General features: G+C 58.9%; 17 protein-coding genes. 11 read left to right on the top strand and 6 right to left on the bottom strand.

The window, feature by feature from the left end; all coding sequences use genetic code 11:
* Window positions 1–51 precede the first annotated feature (51 nt).
* The 5 genes from aspA (at window position 52) to EQV90_RS18215 (ending at window position 6846) form a co-directional block, all read left to right on the top strand.
* A complete protein-coding gene (gene aspA / locus EQV90_RS18235) occupies window positions 52–1476 on the top strand; it encodes an aspartate ammonia-lyase (RefSeq protein WP_003438118.1) in 1425 nt (474 codons plus the stop codon).
* 493 nt (window positions 1477–1969) lie between these two features.
* Window positions 1970–3391, top strand: a complete 1422-nt coding sequence (locus EQV90_RS18230; protein ID WP_003438116.1) for an alanine/glycine:cation symporter family protein — start codon at window positions 1970–1972, stop codon at window positions 3389–3391.
* 57 nt (window positions 3392–3448) lie between these two features.
* Window positions 3449–4453: an asparaginase gene (locus EQV90_RS18225; protein WP_003438114.1), complete on the top strand. Its 1005-nt coding sequence runs from the start codon at window positions 3449–3451 to the stop codon at window positions 4451–4453.
* A 172-nt stretch (window positions 4454–4625) separates the two neighbouring features.
* A complete protein-coding gene (locus EQV90_RS18220) occupies window positions 4626–5609 on the top strand; it encodes an AraC family transcriptional regulator (protein ID WP_240878518.1) in 984 nt (327 codons plus the stop codon).
* 205 nt (window positions 5610–5814) lie between these two features.
* Window positions 5815–6846 carry a histone deacetylase family protein gene (locus EQV90_RS18215; RefSeq protein ID WP_003438110.1) on the top strand — a complete coding sequence of 344 codons (1032 nt, stop codon included), beginning with the start codon at window positions 5815–5817 and terminating at the stop codon, window positions 6844–6846.
* 53 nt (window positions 6847–6899) lie between these two features.
* Here the strand turns inward: EQV90_RS18215 and EQV90_RS18210 are convergent, their stop codons facing one another.
* Window positions 6900–8447: a PLP-dependent aminotransferase family protein gene (locus EQV90_RS18210; protein ID WP_240878517.1), complete on the bottom strand. Its 1548-nt coding sequence runs from the start codon at window positions 8445–8447 to the stop codon at window positions 6900–6902.
* Between the two features lie 89 nt (window positions 8448–8536).
* On the opposite strand from EQV90_RS18210, the gene EQV90_RS18205 reads away from it, so the two are divergent.
* Genes EQV90_RS18205 through EQV90_RS18195 form a run of 3 tightly spaced genes read left to right on the top strand, consistent with a single transcriptional unit; the run spans window position 8537 to window position 10316 of the window.
* A complete protein-coding gene (locus EQV90_RS18205) occupies window positions 8537–9166 on the top strand; it encodes an FMN-binding negative transcriptional regulator (protein ID WP_003438106.1) in 630 nt (209 codons plus the stop codon).
* A gap of 4 nt (window positions 9167–9170) precedes the next feature.
* Window positions 9171–9623: a GNAT family N-acetyltransferase gene (locus tag EQV90_RS18200; protein ID WP_240878516.1), complete on the top strand. Its 453-nt coding sequence runs from the start codon at window positions 9171–9173 to the stop codon at window positions 9621–9623.
* Between the two features lie 12 nt (window positions 9624–9635).
* Window positions 9636–10316: a GNAT family protein gene (locus EQV90_RS18195; protein WP_003438102.1), complete on the top strand. Its 681-nt coding sequence runs from the start codon at window positions 9636–9638 to the stop codon at window positions 10314–10316.
* Between the two features lie 240 nt (window positions 10317–10556).
* Here the strand turns inward: EQV90_RS18195 and oadA are convergent, their stop codons facing one another.
* Both oadA and EQV90_RS18185 read right to left on the bottom strand, forming a co-directional pair.
* On the bottom strand, window positions 10557–12365 hold the full coding sequence (oadA, locus tag EQV90_RS18190; RefSeq protein ID WP_003438100.1) for a sodium-extruding oxaloacetate decarboxylase subunit alpha: 1809 nt from the start codon (window positions 12363–12365) through the stop codon (window positions 10557–10559).
* A gap of 11 nt (window positions 12366–12376) precedes the next feature.
* On the bottom strand, window positions 12377–13792 hold the full coding sequence (locus tag EQV90_RS18185; RefSeq protein ID WP_003438098.1) for an acetyl-CoA carboxylase biotin carboxylase subunit: 1416 nt from the start codon (window positions 13790–13792) through the stop codon (window positions 12377–12379).
* A 190-nt stretch (window positions 13793–13982) separates the two neighbouring features.
* Here EQV90_RS18185 and EQV90_RS18180 point away from each other — a divergent pair, with 190 nt between their 5' ends.
* Window positions 13983–14930 (top strand): LysR family transcriptional regulator, encoded by a 948-nt coding sequence (locus EQV90_RS18180; protein WP_003438097.1) that lies wholly within the window; start codon window positions 13983–13985, stop codon window positions 14928–14930.
* Here the strand turns inward: EQV90_RS18180 and EQV90_RS18175 are convergent.
* The 3 genes from EQV90_RS18175 to EQV90_RS18165 form a co-directional block, all read right to left on the bottom strand.
* Window positions 14887–15099 carry a hypothetical protein gene (locus EQV90_RS18175; RefSeq protein WP_003438094.1) on the bottom strand — a complete coding sequence of 71 codons (213 nt, stop codon included), beginning with the start codon at window positions 15097–15099 and terminating at the stop codon, window positions 14887–14889. The two genes, EQV90_RS18180 and EQV90_RS18175, sit on opposite strands and share 44 nt — an antisense overlap.
* Window positions 15100–15274: 175 nt before the next feature.
* Complete coding sequence (gene hexR, locus EQV90_RS18170) at window positions 15275–16141, bottom strand: transcriptional regulator HexR (RefSeq protein ID WP_003438091.1); 867 nt, start codon at window positions 16139–16141, stop codon at window positions 15275–15277.
* 135 nt (window positions 16142–16276) lie between these two features.
* On the bottom strand, window positions 16277–18151 hold the full coding sequence (locus tag EQV90_RS18165) for an EAL domain-containing protein (protein WP_003438089.1): 1875 nt from the start codon (window positions 18149–18151) through the stop codon (window positions 16277–16279).
* A 206-nt stretch (window positions 18152–18357) separates the two neighbouring features.
* Here EQV90_RS18165 and uvrD point away from each other — a divergent pair, with 206 nt between their 5' ends.
* Together uvrD and EQV90_RS18155 are read left to right on the top strand one after the other, a co-directional pair.
* Complete coding sequence (gene uvrD / locus EQV90_RS18160; protein ID WP_003438087.1) at window positions 18358–20541, top strand: DNA helicase II; 2184 nt, start codon at window positions 18358–18360, stop codon at window positions 20539–20541.
* A 275-nt stretch (window positions 20542–20816) separates the two neighbouring features.
* Complete coding sequence (locus EQV90_RS18155; protein WP_127196930.1) at window positions 20817–21662, top strand: Tim44 domain-containing protein; 846 nt, start codon at window positions 20817–20819, stop codon at window positions 21660–21662.
* The last annotated feature ends 34 nt before the right edge of the window (window positions 21663–21696 follow it).

Here is a 21696-nt window from a genome sequence, read left to right as displayed (position 1 = left end):
CATTCGCAGCGTTCCGGCTCAGACCGGGTCCTTATCGAGATGATTTCTATCATGTCCTCCGCTGCATCTTTCCGCACTGAAAAAGACCTGCTTGGCGTACTCGAAGTACCCGCTCAAGCGTATTACGGCATCCAGACCCTGCGAGCGGTGAACAACTTCCGTCTCTCCGGCGTTCCGATCTCGCACTACCCGAAGCTGGTCGTGGCCCTGGCCATGGTCAAGCAAGCCGCAGCTGACGCGAACCGCGAGCTGGGCCATCTGAGCGACGCCAAACACGCAGCCATCAGCGAAGCCTGTGCACGTCTGGTGCGCGGTGATTTCCACGATGAATTCGTGGTCGACATGATTCAAGGCGGCGCTGGCACTTCAACCAACATGAATGCCAACGAAGTCATCGCCAACATCGCGCTGGAGGCCATGGGCCATCAGAAGGGCGAGTACCAGTACCTGCACCCGAACAACGACGTGAACATGGCTCAGTCGACCAACGACGCTTACCCGACGGCTATCCGTCTGGGCCTGCTGTTGGGTCACGATGCACTGCTGGCCAGCCTCGATAGCCTGATTCAGGCATTCGCAGCCAAGGGCGTCGAGTTCAACCACGTATTGAAGATGGGCCGGACCCAGCTGCAAGACGCGGTACCCATGACTTTGGGTCAAGAGTTCCGCGCATTTGCCACCACTCTGGGTGAAGATCTGGCCCGCCTGAAAACTCTGGCGCCAGAGTTGCTGACCGAAGTGAACCTGGGCGGTACTGCGATTGGTACCGGCATCAACGCCGACCCGCGCTACCAGCACCTGGCCGTGACCCGTCTGGCGACCATCAGCGGCCAGCCGCTGGTACCTGCTGCCGACTTGATCGAAGCCACTTCAGACATGGGCGCCTTCGTCCTGTTCTCCGGCATGCTCAAGCGTACCGCGGTCAAACTGTCGAAGATTTGCAACGACCTGCGCCTGCTGTCCAGCGGCCCACGCACCGGCATCAACGAAATCAACTTGCCAGCGCGTCAGCCGGGCAGCTCGATCATGCCAGGCAAGGTCAATCCGGTAATCCCGGAAGCCGTCAACCAGGTGGCATTCCAGATCATCGGTAACGACCTGGCACTGACCATCGCGGCTGAAGGCGGCCAACTGCAACTGAACGTGATGGAGCCGCTGATCGCGTTCAAGATCTTCGACTCGATCCGCCTGCTGCAACGCGCCATGGACATGCTGCGCGAACATTGCATCGTTGGCATCACCGCCAACGAAGCACGTTGCCGTGAACTGGTCGAACATTCGATTGGTCTGGTGACTGCGCTGAACCCTTACATCGGCTATGAAAACGCCACCCGCATCGCCCGTATCGCCCTCGAAAGCGGCCGCGGCGTGCTGGAACTGGTGCGCGAAGAAGGCTTGCTCGACGACGCCATGCTCGACGACATCCTGCGCCCGGAAAACATGATTGCTCCGCGTCTGGTGCCTCTCAAGGCCTGATGCATGTAACAAAGTTCTGAATGCAAAGTTGCCGAGGGTGTTTTTAACGCCGCATCACCGAAGCCCAGGCACTTTGCGACAGAACTCAACGCTCACCAGGTCGAGGGACTAGACACCTCTCACCTTTTGAGGGCTTGCAGATACGTCTGCAGGCCCTTTTTTTTGCGCAAATTTTGTGGGAACCGGCTCCCACAAAGGACAAACAAAGAGGGCAAACACGACAGGATTCAAGGCCTTTTCAGACGACTCGCACATGAAAAATCAATCACTTATGCAGACGCTTCCAACACTCCTAGGTATAGTGCCGGCCCTCTTCCCGTGCGTGGGCCCTGCAACAGCGGCCACCGACAGTGCGGAAACAGCATCGTAAACCAAGCAGCAACATGGCCGGGATTCCCTTGATCGCCTACTTTTATGCCCTGTCTTGCCGGGCGTAATGAGCGATCCTGATTCGGCCGTGTTGCCATCAGATAAAAACAGCGAGGAATAATCCATGCTTGAAGTCATCAATGACTTCCTCTCAGGGAAAGTGCTAATCGTGCTCATGGTCGGGCTCGGTGGCTACTTCACGATCCGCTCGCGTTTCGTACAGTTTCGCTACTTCCTGCACATGTTTTCGGTCTTCAAAGACAGCCTGCGCAGCAGCGCCGGCGAACTTAGCTCGTTTCAGGCATTGATGCTGAGCCTGGCGGGCCGTGTGGGTGCGGGCAACATCGCCGGCGTCGGCATTGCCGTGACCTTGGGCGGCCCCGGTGCCGTGTTCTGGATGTGGGTGACCGCACTGGTCGGCATGTCCAGCAGTCTGATCGAATGTTCCCTGGGCCAGCTGTACAAGCGTCGCGACGCTGAAGGCCAACTGCGCGGCGGCCCGTCCTTCTACATGAAGTACGGCCTGGGCAAAATCTGGATGGGCAAGCTGATGGCCGTGCTGCTGCTGATCACCTTCGGTTTTGCCTTTATGGGCCTGCAAGCCCACGCCGTAACCCACTCGCTGCAAGACGCCTTCGGCTTTGAGGTCAACTACTCCGGCCTGGCCATCGCCATCCTGCTGGGGCTGGTGTTTATCGGCGGCATCAAACGTATCGCTTCGGTTGCCGACCTGCTGGTACCGGTCAAAACCCTGGCCTACATCGCAGTCACCCTCTACGTGATCGTGCTGCAATTCGACCACGTGCCGGCCATGCTGGGCCACATCGTCAAGAGCGCCTTCGGCCTCGATCCGGTGTTTGGCGGGCTGATCGGCAGCGCGATCGTGATGGGCGTCAAGCGTGGCGTATTTGCCAACGAAGCCGGCCTGGGCAGTGCTCCGAACGTAGCCGCCGTGGCCGATGTCGAGCACCCTATCGCCCAGGGCGTGGTTCAGGCGTTCAGCGTATTCCTCGACACCTTTGTGATCTGCACCTGCACCGCGCTGCTGATCCTGCTGTCCGGCTTCTACACCCCGGGCTTCGAAGGGGACGGCATCGCCCTGACCCAGAACTCCCTGGCGGCCGTCGTCGGCGAATGGGGCCGTGTGTTTATCAGCGTGGCCCTGGCGCTGTTTGTCTTCACCTCGATGCTCTACAACTACTATCTGGGTGAAAACAACCTGCGTTTCCTGGTCGGTGAGAGCCGCAAGGCACTGATCGGTTATCGCGTGCTGGTACTGGTGCTGATTTTTTGGGGTTCGATTGAAAACCTGCAAACCGTCTTCGCCTTCGCCGATATCGCCATGACCATGCTGGCGTTCGTCAACCTGGTCGCCCTGGCGATGCTGTTCAAGGTCTGCATGCGCGTGCTCAAGGACTACGACGACCAACGTCGCGCAGGGATCAAGACACCGGTGTTCGATTCCAGTAAATTCCCGGATCTGGATCTGGACCTCAAGGCCTGGCCGCCACGACCGGCCGTCACGAGCGAAGAAACAAAACGCTGACACTCACGCGGCGGTTCTAATCAGAACCGCCGCGTTTTTGCTTATGGAGACTCATAAATGACTGCAGCCACCCATCACCCAGCCCAGCGCGTCATGGTGCTCTACACCGGCGGCACCATCGGCATGCAAGCCAGCGCCAACGGCCTGGCCCCGGCATCGGGCTTTGAAGCGCGCATGGCTGATTACCTCGCCAGCCAGCCACAGCTGCAAGTACCGCAGTGGCGCTTTCGCGAGATGAGCCCACTGATCGACAGCGCCAACATGACGCCCGCCTACTGGTTGCGCCTGCGCACCGCGATCATCGAAGCCGTTGAACAGGATGACTGCGATTCGGTATTGGTCCTGCATGGCACCGACACCCTGGCCTACAGCGCAGCGGCGATGTGCTTTCAACTGCTGGGGTTGCCGGCGCCGGTAGTGTTCACCGGCTCCATGCTGCCTGCGGGTGTGCCCGACAGCGATGCCTGGGAAAACGTCAGCGGTGCATTGAGCGCACTGGGGCAAGGCCAGCCCCACGGCGTGCAGCTGTACTTCCACGGCGCGTTGCTGGCACCGACACGCTGCGCCAAAGTGCGCAGCTTCGGACGCAACCCGTTTGTCGCGCTCAAGCGCAATGGCGGTACCCCCAAGGCCAATACCTTGCCGGGTGAGCTGATGTATCGCCAGCCCCGGCACGAAGCCAGTGTCGGCGTACTGCCACTGGTCCCGGGGATTGGCGCGGCGCAACTGGATGCCCTGCTCAATAGCGGGATTGAGGCGCTGGTGCTGGAGTGCTTCGGCAGCGGCACCGGCCCCAGCGACAATCCGGCCTTCCTCGCCAGCCTGCAACGGGCGCAGCAAAACGGCATAGTGGTGGTCGCCATTACCCAATGCCATGAAGGTGGCGTGGAACTGGACGTGTACGAAGCGGGCAGCCGCTTGCGTGAAGCCGGCGTGCTCTCGGGCGGCGGCATGACCCGGGAAGCGGCGTTCGGCAAACTGCACGCATTACTGGGGGCCGATTTGCCCCTGGCAGAAGTGCGTCAGCTGGTCGAGCTGGATCTGTGCGGCGAGCTGGCGTAACCAGCTCCCCTTCCATCTATAGGAGCGAGCTTGCCTCGCGATCTTTAAAAAATCAAAAGATCGCGAGACAAGCTAGCTCCTACAGCGTCAGGGTACAGAGCTACATCGGGATCTATTTCACACCCCGGCACACAACTTGCTCGCTTCCTGCACCCTCATGCAGGAAGCCAACATGCTGCACTCCCACCTCACTACCCTCAACGCTGTATCGCTGGTACTCAGCACCTTCGAGGCCGAAGGCCTGTCCTGCGAAGCATTGCTGGCCGGCAGCGGCATTCGGGCCGCCGATCTGAGCCGCGCCGACACGCGCATTACCGCCAGCCAGGAAATGCAGGTGTGCGCCAACGCCGTGGCCTTGCGCCGCGAAATAGGCCTTGAGCTGGGGCGACGCATGCATGTGTCGTCCTACGGCATGCTCGGCTATGCCATGCTCACCAGTGCCACCTTAGGTGACGCTTTACGCCTGGCCTTGCGCTATCCGGCGCTACTGGGAACACTTTTCGAGCTCAGCCTCAGGGTCGAAGGCGAACACGTGTGGTTCTGCGCTGACCACTATCACGAAAATCCGCAGCTGGCCGTGTTCAATGCACAACTTTGCCTGGTGTCATTGACCGTTATTTGCCAGGACCTGCTGGGGCAGCCGTTACCCCTGCTGGCCGCCCGCTTCGCCCATAGCAAGCCGGACTATCACGCAAGCTATAACAGCACCTTCGACTGCACACGCACGTTCGAGGCTCAGGACAACGGCTTTGCCTTTGCCAGACACTGGCTCGATCACCCTCTGCCGCTGGCCGATGCCATCACCCACCAGGCGATGGCCGTGCGCTGCCGCAAACAAAACCTGGAGTTCACCGGCCGTCAGACCTGGCTGTCACGCATCCGCCAGGGCCAACTGCATGCAGCACCGGGGCTGGAGGGCCTGGCCGAGCAGATGACCTGCTCGCCACGCACTTTGCGCCGGCACCTGCGTGACGCCGGATGCAGCTATCAGGGGCTGCTCGACGAATTGCGCTTCGAGCGCGCCAAGCTGTTGCTCCACGAAACCGAATGGCCGATTTATCGGATTGCCGAAACCCTGGGCTTTAGCGAAACCGCGAGTTTTCGCCACGCGTTTGTACGCTGGAGCGGTGTCGCACCCAGCCAGTTCCGCGCGTAATAAAACCGTAGGGGCGAGCTTGCTCGCGAGCTCTTGATCGCGACATGGAAGAGCTCGCTGCTACAGGTTTCAGTGGTTGAGGGGGCGAATTTCGGTCAATGATTTCGGCCATATTTATCCCCTTTTGGCCGCTCCTGCCGTTCTCTGAAACAACCGCTGCCGCAAGACTGTAGGCCAACGCTCTAGCCTACGGAGAACAAGAAAAATGCTGACTATCTACTCGGACGATCACCATCTGCATCATGGCCGTTGTGAATTGATAGACGGGCAACTGATGCCCTGCTTTGAAATGCCCTCCCGCGCCGACCATATTCTGCAGCGCGTTCAAACCCGTGAGCTGGGGCCGGTGCAAGCCCCGCAAGACTTCGGACGCGATCCGATCCTGCGTGTGCACAGCGCGGCATATCTGGATTTTTTCGAGGGCGCCTGGGCGCGCTGGGCCGAACAGGGTCTTGACGGCGACTTGATGCCCTACACCTGGCCTGCCCGCACCCTGCGCGCCATAGTGCCTGCCAGCTTGCACGGCCAACTAGGCTATTACAGTTTCGATGGCGGCGCCCCGATTACAGCGGGCACCTGGCGCGCAGCCTATAGCGCAGCCCAGGTTGCACTCACCGCCCAGGCCGCCATCCAGAACGGCGCCCCCAGTGCTTTCGCCCTGTGCCGTCCACCGGGGCACCACGCCGCAGGCGATTTGATGGGCGGTTATTGCTACCTCAACAATGCCGCGATTGCCGCTCAGGCCTTCCTGGACCAGGGTGGTAAAAAAGTGGCGATCCTCGACGTGGACTATCACCACGGCAACGGTACGCAGTCGATTTTCTATGAACGCAACGACGTGCTGTTCACTTCGATCCACGGCCATCCCGAAGCCGAATTCCCGTTCTTTTTGGGCTATGAAGACGAACTGGGCGAAGGTCCGGGTGCAGGCTTCAACTTCAACTATCCGCTGGCGGCCGGGTCGGCATGGGAGCGCTGGAGCGCGGCGCTGGAACTGGCCTGTGGCGAAATCGAAGGTTACGACGCTGATGTGCTGGTGGTTTCTCTGGGCGTGGACACCTTCAAGAACGACCCTATCTCCCAGTTCAAACTCGATAGCCCGGACTATCTGCGCATGGGCGAACGTATTGCACGCCTGGGCAAACCGACGCTGTTCGTGATGGAGGGTGGCTACGCGGTAGAAGAAATCGGGATCAATGCGGTCAATGTGCTCGAGGGGTTCGAAAGCGCCCGATAAGCCCCCGAACCTTCAGGAGCGAGCTTTACCGCGCAGCAACCAACAGCTCGCTCCTACACCCAGACCTTGCCCAGGCGGGCCAGCGCTGCCTTGATATCGGCCTCAGGCACCGCGGCAAAACCCAGCACCAGCCCTGCACGTTTATCCACAGGCACGCTCGAGTCTTGCAGCCAGTAGCCACTCAAACCGTTGATCTCCACCTCGGCCGCTTTGGCCTGAGCCAGCAATTGCTGTTCGCGCTCGAAACTTATGACCGGCACCGTCACATGCAGCCCCGCTGCAATGCTCGGCACCGGCCCCATCCCTGCTATTCCCTGGGGCCAATCTGCCAACAATGCATTACGCCGGCTCAAGGCCGCACGCCGCATGCGCCGGATATGCCGCTGAAAGTGCCCGGCAGCCATGAATTCCGCCATCACGGCCTGGGTACTGACCTCCGAATGCCGCATATCCAGGGAGCGCCGCCGGGCGAAAGGCTCAATCAAACCCTTGGGCAAGACCAGGTACCCCAGACGCAAGGCCGGGAACACCACTTTGCCGAAGGTGCCGACATAGATCACCCGCCCCTGACGGTCCAGTGCCGCCAACGGGGCCAGCGGGGCCCCGCAGTAACGGTACTCGCCGTCGTAGTCGTCTTCGATGATCCAGCCCTGGTTGCGCTCGGCCCAGTCCAGCAACTCAAGGCGCCTGGCCAGACTCATGGTGACACCCGTCGGGTACTGGTGGGACGGCGTCACATAGGCCAGCCGGCAGTTATTCAACTGCTTGAGTGCCGAGCAATCCATACCCTCCTGATCGACCGCTATGCCCTGCATTTTTGCCCCTGCAATCGCAAAGGCATGGGCCGCTGCGCGGTAGCCGGGATTCTCGACCGCCACCCCGTCGCCAGGCTCAACCAGCAGCTGTGCACAAAGGCTAATTCCTTGCTGCGCGCCACTGGTGATCAAAATTTGATCGGCCGAGCACGATAAACCACGGGATGTGCGCAAATAGACGGCAATTAATTCACGCAGCCGCTCATCCCCTGCCGGATTGCCATAACACAGCTGCTGCAAGTCCGGCTTACGCCAAAAAGCCGCCTGCAGCTTGCTCCAGACCTCGAAAGGGAATAAGTCAAAGGCTGGCACCCCCACCCGGAAAGCTCGCGGAACTCCGCTCGGAGGAAGGTCAAGCGAGTGCTGGCCAACCCTGTCCAAAGCAGTGCTGTGGATAACTTTACTGGACGTAATTACAGGTAAACCGGTCTTTTTTGTGGATAACCCTGGGGATAAGCCTGTTGAAAACCCTGTGGACAAGTTGGTGGACAACTTTTTTCGCGGGAGGGCTTTTTCCGGCAACTGCGCGACATAAGTGCCATCACCGATTCGCCCCTCGAGAAAGCCCTCGGCATACAACTGGTCATAGGCCCGCACCACGCTGTTTCGGGAGATGCCGAGCGCCAGCGCCAGATCGCGACTCGCCGGCAACCGCGAGCCACTGCCAAGGCGGCCATCCAGTACCCGCTGGCGCAATGCCTGATAGAGCTGGCGGGTCAGGCCTTTTTTTGGATCAAGCTCGATACCGGCAGGGTTGAAGGCGATGGACAGCGCTGAATCCGGCATGGATTGGACCTATAAAAATGACCATTAATGGCTCTTACAACGAGCCAATAGCCTGCCTAGGATGCAGTCATTCGCCAAGGAAAATTTCTATGTACGTGCCCCGCGCCTTCGCAGAAAGTGACATTCACCTCTTGCATCAGCAGATGCAGGCCACCCCGTTGCCCGTGCTTGTGACCCATGGCAGCCAGGGACTGGTCGCCAGCCATGTACCACTGCTGCTGAACCCGGACGAAGGCCCCAACGGCACGCTGTATGGCCACCTTGCCCGTGCCAACCCGCATTGGCAGGCACTTGCGCAAGGCGCCGAGGCGCTGGTTATTTTTGCCGGGGAGCAGGCTTATGTCAGTCCGTCCTTCTACCCCAGCAAAGCTGAAGACGGCAAATCCGTACCCACCTGGAACTACCTTGCCGTTCACGCCTACGGCCAGGCCCAGGTGTTCGATGATGCCGAGCGCCTGCTGGCCCTGGTCAGTCGCCTGAGCAACAAGCACGAAGCCGGTCGCGCCGAGCCGTGGTCCGTCAGCGACGCCCCCCGGGATTACATCGACAGCATGCTCAAGGCGATTGTGGGTTTCAGCCTGCCGATCACCCGCCTCAACGGTAAACGCAAACTCAGCCAGAACCGCAGCGCCGCCGACCAGACCGGTGTGCGCAATGGACTGCTGGCCAGCAACAACCCGCAAGACCACGCCCTCGCTCAATTAATTGCTAAGGAATAGCAACATGGCTCAGCCACTGCAGATCAAACCCGCCAGCGCCGCCGATCACGATCAATGGCTGCCGCTCTGGCAGGCGTATTTGAGTTTCTATAAAACCGAACTGCCCGCCGCAGTCAGCCAGTCGACCTGGGAGCGTTTTCTCGACCCGGCCGAACCGACCCACCTGGCGCTCGCCTGGAAGGGCAACGAAGCTGTAGGCATGGTGCAGTTCATTTATCACCGCTCCAACTGGAGCATTGGAAACTCCTGCTACCTTCAAGACCTGTTTGTCAGCCCCCAGGTGCGCGGCACCGGTGCCGGGCGCTTGTTGATCGAGCATGTATACGCCACCGCCAAAGACAATCAGTGCGCCAAGGTGCACTGGCTGACCCACGAGACCAACACTACCGCCATTCAGCTCTATGAGCGAATAGCCGAGCGCCCCGGCTTTATTCAATTTCGCAAAGCCTTGTCATGAAAGGAACGCGCAATGCCTGAAGATCTACAACATTGGCAGCCAGCCAGAACCCCGGATACGCGAACACTCGAAGGACGCTTCATTCGTCTGGAAAAGCTCGACCCGGCCCGTCATGGCGATGAATTATGGCTAGCCTTACAAGGCCCCGAGGGCGATCCCAAGCTGTGGGATTACTTGCCGTACGGGCCTTTCAATGAACGCCCGGCATTTGATGCCTGGCTGCAGAACAACGCGGCCAGCCGCGACCCGCACTTCTATACCGTCGTCGATCAGGCCAGTGGCCAGGCCCAGGGCACCATCAGCCTGATGTGCATTGTTGCCGAACACGGACGCATAGAGATCGGCCACGTCACGTTCGGCGCGCCGATGCAGCGCTCGCCGAAAAGTACCGAGGCGGTCTACTTGCTGGCGAAGGAGGCTTTCGCCCTGGGCAATCGACGTCTGGAGTGGAAGTGCAACAATGACAACGCCAGATCGAAACGTACTGCAGTACGACTCGGGTACACATACGAAGGCGTCTTCCGCCAGCATATGGTGGTCAAAGGCAAAAATCGTGATACCACGTGGTACAGCATTATCGGTACGGAATGGCCCGCTATAGCGGCAGGCTTTGAAAAATGGCTGGCACTGGATAACCAACCAGAAAGTGGCCAGATCAAGTCTCTGGAAGAATGCAGGGCAGCAACTGTATAAAATTTGATCAATGCGCCCGACAAGGACTGTCGGGCGTTTTTGTGTCTGGAAGGGGTTAAAACTTTACGGGGGTTTAACCGGGTCATTTCTGCACCCGCCATTCAGCCCTTATGGGTGATGAGCTGACAAACCCCGCGAGCAATCTCGTTCCTGCAGGTCTGTACGTACCTCAAATTGCAGGCAAAAAAAAGGGGAGCACATGCTCCCCCGAGGTTTAAAGCGTTTGGATCAAAGGCGGTATCAGGCTTCGATTTCGATCAGGATTTCGCCCGGGTTGACGCGATCGCCTTTGATCACATGGATGAGGAGGATCTTGCCAGCGATGGCGGCCTGTACTTCGGTCTCCATTTTCATCGCTTCGGTAATCAGTACCGATTGGCCAGCCTTGACGGTGTCGCCCACCTTGACCAGTACATCGACAATGTTGCCCGGCATGGCAGTGCTGACGTGCCCCGGCTCGCTGGCCTGCTTGCGTTTGCTGGATGCACCGCCGACGAACTGGTTGAGCGGCTCGAACACCACTTCTTCGGGCATGCCGTCGATGGACAGGTAGAAGTGGCGCTTGCCCTCAGCCTTGACGCCCACACCGGTGATGTCGACGCGATAGCTTTCACCGTGGACGTCGATCACGAACTCGGTCGGTACGCCTTCGCCACCGGCGCTGCTCACGCCGCCCGCTTCAGGAATAGGCAGCAGCACTTCCGGCGCCAGGGTGCCAGCAGCACGCTCCTCGAGGAACTTGCGACCGATATCCGGGAACATGGCGTAGGTCAGCACGTCCTCTTCGGACTTGGCCAGCGCGCCGATTTCGCCACGCAACTTGACCATTTCCGGCTTGAGCAGGTCCGCTGGACGCACGTCGATCAGCTCTTCGTTGCCGATGGCCTGACGACGCAACTGCTCGTTGACCACGCCCGGCGCTTTGCCGTAGCCGCCCTGCAGGTAGAGCTTCACTTCGTTGGTGATGGTTTTGTAGCGCTCGCCGGCCAGTACGTTGAAAAACGCCTGGGTGCCGACGATCTGCGAGGTCGGGGTGACCAGCGGCGGGAAGCCCAGGTCTTCACGCACACGCGGGATTTCGGCCAGCACTTCGCTCATGCGGTTCAGCGCGCCCTGCTCTTTGAGCTGGTTGGCGAGGTTGGAGATCATCCCGCCCGGCACCTGATTGACCTGAACCCGGGTGTCGACCGCGGTGAATTCGCTTTCAAACTGGTGGTATTTTTTGCGCACGGCGTAGAAGTACAGACCGATTTCCTGCAGCAGCGCCAGGTCGAGGCCAGTGTCGTATTCGCTGCCTTTAAGGGCGGCAACCATCGACTCGGTACCCGGGTGGCTGGTGCCCCATGCGAAGCTGGAGATCGCGGTGTCGATATGACTGGCACCGTTTTCGATGGCCTTGAGCTGGCACATGGCGGCCAGACCGGCAGTGTCATGGGAGTGGATAAAGATCGGCAGGCCGATTTCAGCCTTCAGCGCTTTGACCAGCTCGCCCGTGGCGTACGGGGTCAGCAGGCCGGCCATGTCCTTGATCGCCACCGAGTCGCAACCCATGGCTTCCATCTGTTTGGCCTGGGCCACAAAGGCCTCGGTGGTGTGCACCGGGCTGGTGGTGTAGGCGATGGTGCCCTGGGCATGCTTGCCAGCCGCCTTGACCGCCTCGATGGCGACGCGCAGGTTGCGCACGTCATTCATGGCGTCAAAGATACGGAATACGTCGATGCCGTTAACCGCCGCCTTGGCAACGAAGGCTTTGACCACATCATCGCTGTAGTGGCGGTAGCCGAGCAGGTTCTGGCCACGCAACAGCATTTGCAGGCGCGTGTTAGGCAAGGCTGCGCGCAACTGGCGCAGACGCTCCCACGGGTCTTCTTTAAGGAAGCGTACGCAGGCATCAAAGGTGGCGCCGCCCCAGACTTCCAGCGACCAGTAGCCGACTTTGTCGAGCTTGTCGCAAATCGGCAGCATGTCTTCAGTGCGCATGCGGGTGGCCAGCAGCGACTGGTGAGCATCACGCAGGATGGTGTCAGTTACAAAGATCTTATTGGACATGAAAATATTCCTCACAGGCCTGCGTGGGCGGCAATGGCGGCGGCGATGGCCAGGGCCAGCTCTTCGGGTTTGCGCTTGATCGAATAGTTGGTCAGTTCAGGGTGGCTTTCTACGAAGCTGGTATTGAACTGGCCACTACGGAATTCCGGGTTACGCAGAATTTCCTGGTAATAGGCGGCGGTGGTTTTGACCCCCTGCAGACGCATATCGTCGAGGGCGCGCAAACCACGGTCCATCGCTTCTTCCCAGGTCAGCGCCCACACCACCAGTTTCAGACACATGGAGTCGTAATACGGGGGAATGGTGTAACCGGTATAGATCGCCGTGTCAGTACGCACGCCAGGCCCGCCGGGCGCGTAGTAACGGGTGATCTTGCCGAAGCTGGGCAGGAAATTGTTTTTCGGGTCTTCGGCATTGATCCGGAATTGCAGGGCAAATCCGCGGTGATGAATGTCTTCCTGCTTGATCGACAGGGCCAGGCCGGAGGCGATGCGAATTTGTTCGCGAACAATGTCGATACCGGTGATTTCTTCGGTGATGGTGTGTTCGACCTGCACCCGGGTATTCATCTCCATGAAGTACACCTCGCCCTCGGCGAGCAGGAACTCCACGGTACCGGCGTTCTCGTAACCCACCGCCTTGGCTGCGCGCACGGACAGGTCGCCGATGTAGGCGCGCTGCTCCGGGGTCAACTGCGGGCTTGGGGCGATTTCAATCAGCTTCTGGTTGCGGCGCTGGATCGAGCAATCACGCTCGAACAGATGCACCACGTTGCCGAAACTGTCGCCGAGAATCTGCGCCTCGATGTGCTTGGGGTTAACGATGCATTTTTCGAGAAACACTTCAGCCGAGCCAAAGGCTTTGGTGGCTTCGGAGATAACCCGGGGGAATGCCTGTTCAAGCTCTTCGCGGCTGTTGCAACGACGAATCCCGCGACCGCCGCCACCCGATGTGGCTTTAAGCATCACCGGGTAACCGATGCGCTCGCCTTCGATCAGTGCTTCGTGGATATCGGCAACGTTGCCTTCAGTGCCCGGAGTAACCGGCACACCGGCCTTGATCATGCTGCGGCGCGCTTCGGTCTTGTCGCCCATGCGGCGAATGACTTCAGCGGACGGACCAATGAACTTGATTCCGCGCTCGGCGCAAATGTCAGCCAGTTCGGCATTTTCTGACAGAAAACCGTAACCGGGATGCAAGGCATCACAACCGGTTTCAACGGCCAGGTTCACCAGCTTGCGCGGGTTGAGATAGCCGGCCAGCGGGTCTTCGCCAATGCTGTGCGCTTCATCGGCGCGCTTGACGTGCAAGGCATGCCGGTCAGCTTCGGAATAGACCGCAACAGAGCGGATACCCATCTCGGCGCATGCACGCACGATGCGGACGGCAATTTCTCCGCGGTTGGCGATCAGGATCTTTTTTATCACTTGGAGTTTTCCTAAAGCCTATGGAACAAACGACCTGCTAGACCAGGTCGGCACGTGTCCAAATGTGTCTGAACCGTTGTGGGCTCACACTAGACCCACGCAGAGATAAACAAAAATCAATATTTCTTGGGTGATGCATAAGCAAAGACTTATAGTTGAATGACTTGCTCAGCCGGATAACTTACAAAAAATGCGTAAGTCATTGATGCGTATCACTTTTAGGCAGCTTCAAGTTTTTAACGAAGTCTGCGATCTGCGCTCTTACAGCCGTGCAGCTGAAGAAATGTCTCTCACTCAACCCGCCGTCAGTCTGCAAATTCGGCAGCTGGAAGAGCTGATCGGGCAGCCTTTATTCGATTACGTCGGTAAAAAGCTGTACATGACCGAGGCCGCTGAAGCGCTTCAGCTGGCCAGTCGAGATATTTTCGGGCGCCTGGAAAATCTCGATATGCAGCTCTCCGACATGCTGGGGTCACTGCAGGGGCAGCTGAAACTGGCGGTTGAATCGAGCGCCAAGTATTTCGTCCCGCACTTGTTTGCCGCATTCAAGCGCCAGCATCCGGAAGTCAATTTGCAGCTCACCGTGGTCAATCGCGCACAGGCCGTGCGCAGGCTGTCGGACAACCGCGACGACCTGGTGATCATGTCGATGGTGCCGCAAGACATGGGCCTGGAATTTTTGCCGTTTTTGAATAACCCGATTGTTGCCGTGGTCCCGGCGGACCACCCGCTGTGCGCTCTGGGCCCGTTACGTTTACAGGATCTGGAGCCTTACACCCTGCTGATGCGCGAGCAGGGATCGGGCACGCGCATGGCCTGCGAAGAATATTTCAAGGAAAAGCGCGTGCACTTCAATCACACACTGGAAGTGGCATCGAACGAATCCCAGCGTGAATGCGCAGTGGCCGGGCTGGGAGTGGCGCTGTTGACGCGCCACGCCGTCAGCCTGGAGCTGGCGACCGGACTGCTGCGCGAGCTGCCGGTCGAGGAGTTGCCGCTGTATCGCAGCTGGTGCGTGGTGCAGGCCAAAGCCAAGCGCCTGTCACCGGTGGCCCATGCTTTTCTGGACTTTATTCGCAGTGAACGCCTGCAAATCAGCGCACTGGTTGAGCGTTTCGACGGTCACTTGCCGAAATAGCCTGCCAGTAGTTAAGCGAGTTGAGGTCGGGATAATCGGCAGTTTCCATACTCAACTGACGCTGATTCGTACGGTCTTCAATCGCACGACGGAAGGCCATGCGCCGCTGGTCTTCTTGTTGACGACGGGTTTTGACGGCGCTGTTGCGTTCTTCGTAAGGCTGGGCCATTTCGAGTCTCCCAAGGCGTGTACGGGAGTTTCACGATGGACTTTGTTTATGACGACTTGGCGAAAGGAGGATGACAGGAAAATGAAGGCTGACAAAGTGCCTTATCTGCATGAGCGAGCTTGCCTCGCGATCTTTTAAAGATCAAAAGCTCGCTCCTGCAGTGATTGTACGGCGCTTAATCGTCGTGGCTTTTTAGCGACTTGGGTGACAGGCGCAGACTGCGAAGGCTGCGTTTAACGCTTTTGAGGTGGTTGACCAGGCTTGGACCGCGGGCCATGGCAACCCCCATCGCCAGCACGTCAATCACCACCAGGTGGGCAATACGCGACGTCAGCGGGGTATAGATTTCGGTGTCTTCGTGAACATCGATCGCCAGGTTGATGGTCGAAAGCTCGGCCAGGGGCGTTTGGCTTGGACACAACGTGATCAGGGTGGCGCCACTTTCGCGCACCAGGTTGGCAGTGATCAGCAGGTCTTTGGAGCGGCCGGACTGTGAGATGCAAATCGCCACGTCAGTAGGCTTCAGGGTTACGGCCGACATCGCCTGCATGTGCGGGTCAGAGTAGGCAGCAGCGGTCAGCAGCAGGCGGAAAAACTTGTGCTGGGCATCCGCCGCTACAGCGCCAGAGGCACCAAAACCATAGAACTCGACCCGCTGCGCCTGGGACATGGCCGTCACGGCTTGCTGCAACGCTACCGGGTCGAGCTTTTCGCGCACGTCCATCAAGGTGTGCAGCGTGGTGTCGAAAATTTTCAGGCTGTAATCGGCAACCGAGTCGTCTTCATGAATCGCGAACTGACCAAAGCTGGCGCCAGCGGCCAGGCTTTGGGCCAGCTTGAGTTTCAGGTCCTGAAACCCGGAGCAGCCAATCGCGCGGCAAAAACGCACGATCGTGGGCTCACTGATGCCGACGCTGTGAGCCAGATCAGCCATGGAACTGTGCATTACAGCCGCAGGATCAAGCAGCACGTGATCGGCGACCTTGAGTTCCGATTTACGTAACAGGTGGCGTGACTGGGCGATATGTTGCAGCAGGTTCAAAGGGCAGGACTCGGTCTGTAAGCGGCGGGCGCCGGGGATGTAGCAATCTTGTAGTTATACTACAAGAAATCGCTTTCTGCCCAACCAATACATCGTCCTGCTCCAGTACTTCCCGCCATGTAGCTCTTTTTGGCACTACATAACAACGACACCGGTGCGCAGCAAATCGCCTAAAGCCGTGGCGTTTACCGGACGACTGATCAAGTAACCCTGAACCTCGTCGCATCCCTGGCTCCTGAGAAACCCAAGTTGCACCTCATCTTCAACACCTTCAGCCACCACCTTGAGCTCCAGGCTGTGGGCCATGGCAATAATCGCAATGGTAATGGCATCGTCTTCGCTGCAGCGTCCGACACCGCGAATAAATACTTGATCGATCTTCACGTAATCCACGGCAAACCGCTTGAGGTAGCTGAGGGATGAGTAACCGGTGCCGAAGTCATCGATCGCCAGCTTCACCCCCAACTCATGGAGCAGCTGGAAGGTCGTGATGACGTGTTCAACATTGTCCAGCAGCTGGCTTTCAGTCAATTCGAGCTCCAGGCAGTGCGGCGCCAGCCCGGTTTCTTCGAGCACCTGACGCACCAGGCTGACCAGCTTGCCCTGGCGCAACTGATGCCCCGAAAGGTTGACCGAAACCCGTATCGCAGCCAGCCCCGCACGTTGCCACTCACAGGCCTGACGACAGGCTTCGCGCAGCACAAACTCGCCGATGGCACCGATCAGGCCGGTCTCTTCAGCCAGGGCAATAAAGTCGCTCGGTGGCACGCTGCCCAACTGGGGATGGTCCCAACGCACCAACGCTTCGGCCGCATGCAGACGTCCCGTACGCAGGCACAGCTTGGGTTGATAGAAAACGTTGAGCTGGCCTTCGGCGATGGCTTTACGCAGTTGGTTTTCCAGCTGAAAACGCTCAAGGGTACTGTGTTGCAGACTGTGACTAAAAAACTGAAAAGTACCGCCGCCCACGTGCTTGGCTTGCTGCATGGCCTGGCTTGCCTGATTGACCAGGGTCGCAATGTCTCGGGCGCTGTCGGGCAACAGGCTGATCCCCATCGACGCACTGATCACCAGTTCATGGCCATCAATCAGCAACGGGCGGCTGAGTTTGCTCAACAAGCGGGTGGCCACCCGCGCCAGGCTGGTCAGGCTGGCATAGGTATCGAACAGGACAGCAAACTCATCGCCCGACAGGCGCGCAATGGTGTCGGCCTCGGGCAAGGCCTTGGTGAGGCGCTCTGCCACTTGCTGCAGCACCTGGTCTGCCAGTTCATGCCCAAGACTGTCGTTGAGCAGCTTGAAACGGTCGAGATCGATGTGCAGCAGCGCCAGGTTGCGTGAACCTTGACGCACCCGCTGGCTGGCCTCCTCCAGACGCTCCTTGAATAAAAGGCGATTGGCCAGACCGGTGAGCTCATCAAAATGGGTCAGGTGGCGCACCCGCACCTCAGAAATGCGGCGCGCTGAAAGGTCGCTGATAAAGGCCACGATATGACTGACACTCCCGGCCCCGTCGCGCACCACTTTGAGTTGCAGCCACTGAGGATAGAGTTCGCCGTTTTTGCGGGTTTCAACCAACTCCCCTTGCCAGCTGTCATGCAGGCCAAGCAAGGCCTGAATGGCTGGAAAATGACGACAGGCATCGCGGCTGCAGGCCAGCTCATCGACCCGGCGCCCGGTCAGCTCTGCAACCGCATAGCCACTGATATGACTGAACGCCTGATTGACCGCCAGCATTTTGTAAGCCGGGTCGAGAATCACGATACCTTCGCCGGCCGCTTCAAACACGGTTGCGGCCAATCGCCGCTGCTCCACTTCACGCGCCAGTTCGATGTTGAGCTGTTTACTCAGGACGTTGGCTTGCTGCAGGTCTTCAAACACCTTCTGGTGATGCCGACGACGTATGTGTCGGTCCTGATTGATTTTCCAGCCGAGCACACCCACCAGCGCCAGAAAAATACCGGACCCTATGCCAATAACACCACCCAGCGAGCTAAAACCCTGAATCATTGGCAAAATTCTTAATTAGTGGATGAGCCAAAAAGTTTCCCGAGCATACACAAGCAACGCCTGCTACCAAATAGACGAAAACAGCGGCACGAATTCATCCGCACACTCCGTTCACTGCCGGCCCTGCTTTTCATCACAACCGGCAAAGCAATGCCCGACACGGATTGGGGTTTGCCCGGTTTGCCTGCTCCCCCTAGAATGGCCCGATGCGCGATGATCTCTCTCTATTATTAAATTCTCTCAACGATGCCCAACGTCAGGCCGTCACGGCCAGTGTCGGGCGTCAGTTGGTTCTGGCCGGCGCAGGTTCCGGCAAAACCCGTGTGCTGGTGCACCGTATCGCCTGGTTGATCCAGGTCGAAAACGCGTCGCCCCACTCCGTACTGTCGGTGACGTTCACCAACAAGGCCGCTGCCGAGATGCGTCATCGCATCGAACAGTTGATGGGTATCAACCCGGCCGGCATGTGGGTAGGCACCTTCCACGGCCTGGCTCACCGCCTGTTGCGTGCTCACTGGCAAGAAGCCGGGCTGAGCCAGACCTTCCAGATTCTCGACAGCGATGACCAGCAACGCTTGGTCAAACGGGTGATTCGCGAGCTGGGCCTCGATGAACAGCGCTGGCCGGTGCGTCAGGCGCAATGGTTTATCAACGGCCAGAAAGATGAAGGCCTGCGCCCCAAACACATTCAGGCCAGCGGCGATTTGTTCCTGGCCACCATGCGCAATATTTACGAAGCCTATGAAGCCGCGTGCCAGCGCGCCGGTGTGATCGACTTCTCCGAGCTGCTGTTGCGCGCCCTCGACCTGTGGCGCGACAACCCGGGGCTGCTGGCGCATTACCAGAAGCGTTTCCGGCACATTCTGGTGGACGAATTCCAGGACACCAACGCCGTTCAGTACGCCTGGCTCAGACTCCTGGCCCAGGGCGGCGACAGCTTGATGGTGGTGGGCGATGACGACCAGTCGATTTACGGCTGGCGCGGCGCCAAGATTGAAAACATCTATCAGTATTCAACCGACTTCCCGGACGCCGAAACCATTCGTTTGGAACAAAACTATCGCTCCAGTGCCGGCATCCTCAAAGCGGCCAACGCCCTGATTGCCAACAACACCGGGCGCATGGGCAAAGAACTGTGGACCGACGGCGGCGAAGGCGAAGCGATCAATTTGTACGCGGCCTTCAATGAGCACGACGAAGCACGGTATGTAGTCGAAACCATCGAAAGCGCCCTGAAAACCGGTCTTTCCCACAGCGATATCGCCATTCTGTACCGCTCCAACGCCCAGTCCCGGGTGCTTGAGGAAGCGTTGCTGCGCGAGCGTATTCCCTACCGTATTTATGGCGGTCAGCGCTTCTTCGAACGCGCCGAAATTAAAAACGCCATGGCCTACATGCGCCTGCTTGAAGGCCGTGGCAATGATGCAGCACTGGAGCGGGTAATTAACGTCCCGGCTCGCGGCATTGGCGAAAAAACCGTCGAGGCCATTCGTGAGCACGCACGCCACAGCGATGTGTCGATGTGGGAAGCCATGCGCCAGCTCATCGCCAACAAGGCTTTGCCCGGTCGCGCTTCTGGCGCCATCACCGGCTTTATCGAGCTGATCGAAAATCTTTCGGCAAAAGTCATGGAGATGCCGCTGCATCTGATGACCCAGACCGTCATCGAGCAAAGCGGACTGATTGCCTACCACCAGGCGGAGAAAGGCGAAAAAGGCCAGGCCCGGGTAGAAAACCTTGAGGAACTGGTGAGCGCGGCACGCAACTTCGAAAACAATGACGAAGATGAAGAACTGTCGCCATTGGCCGCCTTCCTCGGGCACGCGTCGCTGGAAGCGGGCGACACCCAGGCCGAAGAGCACGAAGACGGCATCCAGCTGATGACGCTGCACAGCGCCAAAGGCCTGGAGTTCCCGTACGTCTTCCTGGTGGGTATGGAAGAAGGTCTGTTCCCGCACAAGATGAGCCTGGAGGAGCCCGGCCGCCTTGAAGAAGAGCGTCGTCTGGCCTACGTGGGCATCACCCGGGCGATGCATAACCTGGTGATGACCTACGCCGAAACCCGTCGCCTGTACGGCGCCGAAACTTACAACAAGGTTTCACGTTTCGTGCGTGAGGTGCCGAAAGGACTGATTCAGGAAGTTCGACTTTCCAACAGTGTCAGTCGTCCTTTCGGCGGCGGTCAAAAGCAGAGTGCCAGCAGTCTGTTCGGTGGCTCGGAGATCCCGGAAACCGAATTCAAACTCGGCCAGTTGGTCAAGCATGCGGTGTTCGGCGAAGGTGTCATCCTCAACTTCGAGGGCGCAGGCGCACAGGCGCGGGTGCAGGTGAACTTCTCCGAGGGCAGCAAGTGGCTGATGATGGGCTACGCCAAACTTGAAGCCGTCTGACAGCTGGCCTACAGCTATTCAGGAATAAGATAGGTTGGCCCTGGACGCTTGCGGGAGCTGAATTGCCAGCGATACAACGAATGCGGTCACCTGATGCACCGCGTTCATGTAATCGCTGGCAAGCCAACTCCCACAAGATATTTCCCGCCTTCCTGCTTTGAAAAAATCCAACTCTTACATCCAAACAGGCAAAAGCCCGAAACACTTCACCGCTAGCCAGCCATACCTCACCTGTGCAACATGGCGCGCGTGTCATCCACAAATGGGAACCCCTTATGAAACGTTTTCTTAGCATCGCCATGGCGCTGTGCATCGGTTTGACGATGAGTCTCGACGCAAACGCCAAACGCTTCGGCGGCGGCAAGAGCTTTGGTTCGGCCCCTAGCCATCAAACGCGTCAGGCCGCTCCAGCCGCCGCAGCCCCTGCTGCTGCGGGCGCAGCTGCCAAAGCCGGCGGTGCTTCGCGCTGGCTCGGCCCTCTGGCCGGCCTCGCTGCTGGCGGCCTGCTGGCCTCCATGTTCATGGGCGGCGGCTTCCAGGGCATGCAATTCTTCGACATTCTGATCATGGCGGTCATCGCCTTCCTGATCTTCCGCTTTATTGCCGCCCGTCGCCGCAAGCAACAGTCTGAAATGATGGCCCCGGCTGGCCACGCGCCAATGCAACGCGAAGCGTTCGATGCCAAGCCTGCAGCCTCGATCTTCGGTGGCGGCTCGGCTGCACCTGCAGCACGTCCGGTGATCAACGCTCCGGCCTGGTTCAACGAACAGAACTTCCTGGAAGCTGCGCGCAACCATTTCCAATCCCTGCAACAGCACTGGGATGCCAACGAAATGGACAAGATTGCCGAGTTCGTAACCCCGCAAATGCTCGACTTCCTCAAGCGTGAACGTGCGGATCTGGGTGACGGCTTCCAGTCGACCTACATCGACAACCTGACCGTTCAACTGGACGGCCTGGATGATCGCGCTGACAAAACCATCGCGACCCTGACCTTCAGCGGTCTGTCGAAGTCTTCGCGCTTTGACCAGGGCGAAGCGTTCAGCGAAAGCTGGAACATGGAACGTCAGCAAGGTGATAACCAGCCTTGGCTGGTTGCCGGTATTCGCCAGAACGGCTAATCCATCAGGCATTGCACGCTGTAACCAAAACCCC

This window comes from Pseudomonas sp. TMW22089, assembly GCF_022496645.1.
GTDB classification, from domain to species: Bacteria; Pseudomonadota; Gammaproteobacteria; order Pseudomonadales; family Pseudomonadaceae; genus Aquipseudomonas; species Aquipseudomonas paraversuta.
This window is presented reverse-complemented; position numbering and strand designations above follow the sequence as displayed.